At 72.8% G+C, this 2,204-nt stretch carries 1 protein-coding gene; it reads right to left on the bottom strand.

All coding sequences use genetic code 11. The annotated features are described in order from the left end of the window. A partial coding sequence (locus ABD369_RS40395; RefSeq protein WP_344641627.1) for a SpoIIE family protein phosphatase occupies positions 1-2,204 on the bottom strand: 2,204 nt, incomplete at both ends.

A 2,204-nucleotide genomic window follows, 5' to 3' on the forward strand; every position in this document is an offset into this window, starting at 1 on the left:
AGCAGCATCGCCTCGAACTGGAACTCGGGCGCGGTCAGTGGTTGTTCGGACCAGATGACCTTGCCGCGAGCCGTGTACCTGGTCCCCCACCGCTCGGCCAGCTGGGCCACCAGGAACAAGCCCCGACCGCCCTCGTCCGTGGTGGCGGCGTAGCGCAGGTGCGGGGCGGTGCTGCTGCCGTCGGAGACTTCGCAGATCAGGCTGCGGTCGTGCAGCATGCGGACGCGGACCGGCTCGGCACCGTGGCGGATGGCGTTGGTGATCAGCTCGCTGAGGATCAGCTCGGTGGTGAAGGTCAGTTCCTCCAGTCCCCAGGTTTCCAGCTGGTCGGTGCATGCGTTCCGGATGTGTGAGACGGCGGCGAAGTCGTACGGCACGTCCCAGCTGGCCACCTGGCCGGGCTGGAGCAGCCGTGTGCGTGCGACGAGGAGCGCGATGTCATCTGCCGGGCGCGGCGGGACCAGCGTGTCGAACACGGCCCGGCAGGTGTCGTCGGGGGATTCGTCCGTATGGGCGTGTGCCAGGGAGCGGCGGAGTGCGGCGAGTCCGCTTTCCAGGTCGCGGTGGCGGTTGGCGACGAGTCCGTCGGTGTAGAGCACCAGTGCGGTGCCGGGCGCCAGCTGCAGTTCGGTGGTTTCGAAGGGCAGGCCGCCGACGCCGAGCGGCGGCCCGGCGGGCAGGTCGACGAACTCCACGCCGCCGTCGGTGTGGACCAGCGCGGGCGGTGGGTGGCCGGCGCGTGCCATGGTGCAGTGTCCGGAGACCGGATCGTAGATCGCGTACAGGCAGGTGGCGCCCGTGACGGCCACTCGCTCGTTCTCGCCCTCGATGTCGCCTTCTCCCGTAGCCACCTCGTCTTGGTCGAGCCGGGCGACCAGTTCGTCGAGGCGGGCGATCAGTTCGTCCGGGGGCAGGTCGAGGGTGGAGAAGTTGAGCACCGCGGTGCGCAGTCGGCCCATGGTGGCGGCGGCGTGCAGGCCGTGCCCGACGACGTCGCCGACGACCAGTGCCACGCGGAAGCCGGGCAGTGGGATGACGTCGAACCAGTCCCCGCCCACCCCGTGCAGCGCCGGCAGGTAGCGGTAGGCGACGTCCAGTGCGCTCTGCTCGGGCAGTCCGCGGGGCAGCAGGCTGCGTTGCAGGGTCTCGGCCATCCGGTGTTCGCGGGTGTAGCGGCGGGCGTTGTCGATGCAGATCGCCGCGCGGGTGACCAGTTCCTCGGCGAAGGTGACGTCCTCTTCCCCGAACGGGGCGGACTGGCCCGCGCGCCAGAAGTTGACCGTGCCCAGGGTCAGACCGCGCGCCTTGAGCGTCGCGGAGATCAGCGAGTGGACTCCGTACGCGAGAATTCGGTCGGTGGTTTGCGGGTCGCGCGCCCGCCAGGAGTGCGCCTGGCGCAGGTCGGCGGCGAGCACGACGTGCCCGCTCGTCAGGGCGGTCTCCTCCGGCGTGCCGGGCAGCGGGCTGATCTGCGAGCCCACGGGGTAGAACGACGGGTCGTCGCTGACGCCGCTGGCCGCCGCACGGCGGATCCGCAGGCCCGGCACGGTGCCGAGCCGGTCCGGGAGCGGCTCGGCGCCGTACAGCACCGGCTCGGCCAGCTCGACGGTGGCGTAGTCCGCGAACCGGGGAACCACCACGTCGGCCAGCTCCTGGGCGGTGCGCTCCACGTCCAAGGTGGTGCCGACCCGCAGCCCCGCGTCGTAGAGCAGCCGCAGCCGGGCCCGCGCCGCCTCCGCCTGACCGGCCAGCGCCCGCAGCTCGGTGGTGTCCCGGATGGTTGCGACGCTGCCGGGCCCTCCGCCGAACGGCGTGGTGGGCCGGTTGTTGACGGCGAGCAGCCGGTCTCCGGCGAGGTGCACCTCGTCGGTGGCGGCCTGCCCCGACGCCAGCAGCTCGGCCAGCCCGGGACCGAGCCCGAGCTCGGTGACCGGCCGCCCCTCGACATCGGGCGGCAGCTCCAACAGCCGCCGGGCCTCGTCGTTCGCCAGCAACACCCGTCCCTGGCCGCCGACGATCAGCACGCCTTCGCGGACCGCGTGCAGCACCGCATCGTGGTGCTCGTACATCCGCGTCATCTCGGCCGGGCCCAAGCCGCGCGTCTGGCGGCGCAGCCGCCGCCGCACCAGCGCCGCCCCACCCGTGCCCACGGCGAGCGCGGCCGCCGCGCCACCCAGCAGAACCGGCAGCTGCCGGCTCACCGC

Source organism: Kitasatospora cystarginea (assembly GCF_039533515.1).
Taxonomy (GTDB): Bacteria; Actinomycetota; Actinomycetes; order Streptomycetales; family Streptomycetaceae; genus Kitasatospora; species Kitasatospora cystarginea.